Below are 4,283 nucleotides of genomic sequence, written 5' to 3'. Positions count from 1 at the left end.
CCGTAGACTGGCCAAGGACCTCGAAAACCTGTCAAGAAATGCGCTTGCCTTCCTCAAATTAGCCTCCATCCGCCTCATGCTGCGAAGGCTATGTTCAAAATGAGAAAGTGTTCGGACGGACTCTAACAGGTTTCCATGCTCGAAGGTGAACATTGGTTTAGGTTTGCAACTCATCGTAGGAAACGCCCTTATCACCATTTTAAACTGCGCCAATAGTTATCGATGATATTGGTAACACGGAATTGCGCGGAGGATGCCGTTGGAAAGTTTGGTGCTATCGGAACGCAGTCTCATTATTTCCGGTAAGCTGTTGTCTGCCTTTGCAAATTCCCGCAGGCTCCTTATCTTAAGCGTCCTGAGCAGGGGAGAAGTATGCGTAGGCGATCTTGCAAATGCGTTGGGTATGAGCCATTCTGCGCTTTCTCAGCATTTATCAAAGCTGCGGGCCCAAAATCTAGTCAAGAGGCGCCGGGATGCGCAGACAATCTACTATTCGAGCTCTTCAGAGGCTGTTTTAAAAGTGTTAAAGGCACTCAGTGAGATATATCCCGAAGCGAACTTTGACGAACTCGAGCTCGACGCACATGGCAAGGCCGGGAGTGAGTGTCCTGTTATTTCAGATTAGGTCCTAACGGAAAGTGAAGCGCGCAAAACAGACAGCAGAGTCTGAACCCTGTTAATAGAAGTTTCAGGCAGCCGCATTATTGTCTTCGGATGAACCCAGCCTATTCAACCACCGCACTGCCTCTTGAACCACTATCTGACGCCGTTGACTTTGACAACGGAGCCTCGGAAGACTCAATGGTGCGCTTGGAGCTCCAAAGGCTCAAGGGGCAGCTTGTGCGTTGTCAAGGTCTGGAAGAGGGGTGGAGGCGAGCCCTAGATGCTTCCAATCAAGGTGCTTGGGCACATGACCTGGAGCTTGCGGAATTCTACTATTCGGAAGGCTGGCGTCGGATCCGCGGCATTGTGGGTGAGATGGAAGATCTAAGCCTCGAGGCTTGGATAAAAAGCGTTCATCCAGAAGACCGCGTCAAGGTTTTGGCTGCGATCGACGCTCAAAATTCGGGCCAAGCAGAGTTCAACCTGTTTGAGTACAGAGAGCGCCATCGTGCCGGGCATTGGGTCTGGATCGAGAGTCGCAGCTCTATTTTAGCGAGAGATGACGCTGGCAGAGCTACACGGATTGTTGGCACAGATGCTGACATAACTGCGCGCAAATCCGCGGAACAAACAATTGAAGACATATCGCGCAAATTGGCTCTTGCAATCGAAGTCGCTGAAATTGCCTTATTCGAGGCTGACCTTGACACAGGTGTCGTAAGAAGGGATCGACGACTTCACGAGATGTATGGTCTGGATCGAGAGATATCTCTGCTGGACGAGACTGGTGTACTCTTGCGCGAGTCCTTGCACCCTGAGGATCGAGAGGCTTGCATAAGCCGCATAACGGCTGGAATCGAAAGCGGACTGCCATTTGAAAATGAGTTTAGAATAGTGACACCGACAAATGAGATACGCCATTTGAAGTCACGCTCTGTTCCCTTCGTGGATCAAGAGGGGCGCGAGAAACTCCTCGGAGTAAACTGGGACATCACGAAAGATCGAAATATTCAGAAGGCGTTGCGGGATGCAGCGGCTCACGCTGAAGCTCGTTCTAGGGCGTTAGAGGAAGCCAAGGAAACGATCAGGCAAATTGCAATTCAAGATGAATTGACCGGACTGCTCAATCGGCGTGGTTTGAATGAACACTTTGCTACCTGGAAAGATGATCGTGCAGGTTTCAGCGCTATTCTCCATCTTGATCTGGACAACTTTAAGTCAGTCAATGATGAGTTTGGGCATCAGGCAGGAGACACTGTTCTCAAGACTGCTGCCGAACGGATTAGAGCGCAGTTGAAAGACGGAGATGTACTGGCACGGTGGGGCGGCGACGAATTTGTGCTGCTTTGCGCTGCTGGAAGACGTCATGATGAAATTGCACAACTTGGCAGCGCAATTGTCGCAGCACTGCGCGAGCCATGTGAATTTCCTGGCGGCGTTGGCCAGATTGGCGCCAGCATAGGCGTTGCGGAAGACCAAGATGAATTGACGCCCGACGAGCTTTTAGTTCGTGCTGACTCAGCGCTCTATCGCGCGAAAGCGCTCGGCCGGAGCCGCGTGATTTTTGCATGACGCCTGTTCAATAACTTTCGGAATTCGACCTTCGGTTCAGAGAGTAATTTTAGTCACCGTCGCTTTTGCTGTCGCGTATTTAGATGTGGCTGAACTTATTATACAACGTGGGCGCCTTGGTGATCATCAACATGGCGTGACCTAACTTCACGCTTGATGATATCCAATGCTTCGGTAAAAGGCATGGGCCGCCCGTAGAGATACCCCTGACCGAAAGGACAGCCCAGCGCAACTAGGGCCTCTTGCTGTTCGATAGTTTCAATACCTTCTGCAATTGTCACAAGTCCCATGTCACGGCTCATGGCGATCAGCGCCCGCGTGATCGCGGCATCGCCGGTACTGTTGCAGATCTGCCGGATAAAGCCGCGATCAATTTTTAGCGTGGTGAGGGGATATCTCTGCAGCGAGCTGAGAGAAGCGTAGCCCGTTCCAAAATCATCAAATGCAATCCCTACGCCCAGTTCTCGCAAAGCCGACATCGCTTCCAGCGATCGGTCGTCGTCAGCAAGCGCTATTGTTTCTGTGACCTCAAGCTCAAGTCGGTCCGCTGTCAGTGAATGTCTTTGAAGGACGTTTGCGACCTTGTGGATGAGGTTCGGCGCCCTGAGTTGGCCCGGAAAGAGATTGACACTGACCTTGACCCGGTAACCAGCCGAATGAAGTTCGCGCGCGCGCTTTGCAGCCTCATCCAGAGTCCACGAACCAATATCCAAAGCAAGCGCGTCCTGATCGAGGGCAGGCAAAAAAGCTGCTGGAGCAAGCAACCCACGAATTGGATGATGCCAACGAATCAGGGCTTCCAGCCCGACTATCTCGCCATCCGGCAGACTGACTTGGGGTTGGTAAAACAGCTCTAGCTCGCCCCTGCGAAGACCAGAGTGGAGTTCGTCGCGCAAGTCCCGTCGCGCCGATGCTTCACTCCGCATGGTGGCATCATACATTCTGATTGATTGACGGCCTTGAGCCTTTGCCCGGTACAGGGCGTAGTCGGCACTTGCGATCAACTCCTCCGATTCTTTTCCGTGCGTCGGTGACAGGGAAAATCCAATACTTGCTCCAAGCTCCAGACTGAGGTCGCCAAGCTCGAACGGCTTGTTGAATACCTGAAGAATGACATCAGCCTGTGCATAGGCAATTCGAGGGTCACTAACCCCTTTCAACAGCACGGCGAATTCATCTCCTCCGATACGCGCGATATCAGCATCCGGGGACAGCATGTAGGGAAGCCTCACGCCGAGGGCTTGCAACAGGGAATCACCAACCAGATGTCCGTGGGTGTCATTGACCTCCTTAAAACCATCTAGATCCAGAAGGATTACGGTAGCGGCCATTCCGGCGGCAAGCGTCTCTGCAAGCAATGTCGAAAAGCGATGACGATTAAGAAGTCCGGTCAGTGTATCCTGGCTCGCCAGCCGCAAAAGTCGTCCCTCGCGATCACGTCGTTCCGTGATATCCGTAATGACCGCACCGGCGCAAAAGCCCTGTTTGCTTCTCCAGGTTGACAGGGTGATTTCGATTGGAAATTCCGTCCCGTCTTTCCTGAGCGCGCACACTTCAACGGCCTTGCCGCCAAGATTGGGCGTGTGTCCCTGTGAAGCCCTCTGCAACCCGGCCACATGCGCACCACGCATTCGCTGAGGCACAATGATTGTAATCGGTCGCCCGATCATCTCATTAAGAGTATAGCCGAAAAGCGAACATGCGGCCGGATTGACAAATTCGATGTTACCGCCGCTATCGATGGAAATCAGAGCCAGTTTTGTGGCCTCAGCAAACTTCGCCACTGTAAACGACATACGCCGTTCAGATCTGCCACGTGAAGCTGGCGTCATTGCCATGAGAATGCCCTCTTCCTAAAGCAGTGCTAGATCAGCACTGAACGCTTGCAAAGCCGGAGTGTGGCAAGCCGAAGTAACGTGCCCGTTATGCGTGAAGATTGACTTAAATGCAGCGCTTTGAGTTGGCATTGAAGAACTGCTGCATGAGAGCGGCGGTGCAAAAGTCGGCCACGGTAGCGGCGGAATAGTCCGGCTGCGGGCGGAGTAAAATCCGGCCACCTATTTCTCTTCTGCGACGAATGCAGGAGGGCTTGGGGATCTACACCGTGG

General features: G+C 52.7%; 3 protein-coding genes and 1 pseudogene. 3 read left to right on the top strand and 1 reads right to left on the bottom strand.

Annotated elements, in window-relative coordinates; translation table 11 throughout:
* The 3 genes and pseudogenes from AX760_RS26570 to AX760_RS02035 all read left to right on the top strand — a co-directional run.
* Nucleotides 1-103, top strand: a pseudogene (locus AX760_RS26570) (IS5/IS1182 family transposase); the annotation flags it as partial.
* A 150-nt stretch (nucleotides 104-253) separates the two neighbouring features.
* Nucleotides 254-625 (top strand): ArsR/SmtB family transcription factor, encoded by a 372-nt coding sequence (locus AX760_RS02040; RefSeq protein ID WP_071831176.1) that lies wholly within the window; start codon nucleotides 254-256, stop codon nucleotides 623-625.
* A gap of 176 nt (nucleotides 626-801) precedes the next feature.
* The gene (locus tag AX760_RS02035) at nucleotides 802-2,175 is read left to right on the top strand and encodes a diguanylate cyclase domain-containing protein (RefSeq protein WP_071831175.1); all 1,374 of its coding nucleotides are present in this window, start codon (nucleotides 802-804) and stop codon (nucleotides 2,173-2,175) included.
* A 98-nt stretch (nucleotides 2,176-2,273) separates the two neighbouring features.
* Here AX760_RS02035 and AX760_RS02030 read toward each other — a convergent pair whose 3' ends face one another.
* A complete protein-coding gene (locus AX760_RS02030) occupies nucleotides 2,274-4,013 on the bottom strand; it encodes a putative bifunctional diguanylate cyclase/phosphodiesterase (RefSeq protein ID WP_083531030.1) in 1,740 nt (579 codons plus the stop codon).
* Nucleotides 4,014-4,283 lie beyond the last annotated feature (270 nt).

This window comes from Pararhizobium antarcticum, assembly GCF_001885585.1.
In the GTDB taxonomy this organism is placed as follows: Bacteria; Pseudomonadota; Alphaproteobacteria; order Rhizobiales; family Rhizobiaceae; genus Pararhizobium; species Pararhizobium antarcticum.
Note: the sequence above shows the minus strand (reverse complement) of the source record. Positions and strands in the feature narration are given on the sequence as shown.